Source organism: Algoriphagus oliviformis, assembly GCF_017254915.1.
Taxonomy (GTDB): Bacteria; Bacteroidota; Bacteroidia; order Cytophagales; family Cyclobacteriaceae; genus Algoriphagus; species Algoriphagus oliviformis.
The window spans coordinates 1-281 of record NZ_JAFKCT010000100.1; the positions used below are offsets into that span (position 1 = coordinate 1).

Annotated in this window: 1 protein-coding gene; it reads left to right on the plus strand. The window is 60.1% G+C overall.

Annotated elements, in window-relative coordinates; all coding sequences use genetic code 11:
* On the plus strand, nucleotides 1-172 hold a 172-nt coding region (locus J0A68_RS23435), incomplete at its 5' end, for an NAD(P)/FAD-dependent oxidoreductase (RefSeq protein WP_206580535.1).
* Nucleotides 173-281: the final 109 nt, after the last annotated feature.

Here is a 281-nt window from a genome sequence, read left to right on the forward strand (position 1 = left end):
CGTCGACACCAACGAACTTTCTTCCAAGACGATGGAAGCCCACAAGGCGGCGGGGCTCTATTTTATCGGCGAAGTGGTGGACGTGACCGGGTGGCTGGGCGGTTACAACTTCCAGTGGGCCTGGAGCTCGGCCTGGGCCTGCGCCCAGGCGCTGGCGGCGCAGGGGCGTTAAAACGCCGCATGGCCTTGAAACGCCTCGGGTCACATCGACCCGGCATTGAGCTGACTCATTAATTTAATTTTAGTATCGCCGTCGAGAAAACTCGCCTCCAGCGCCTGTC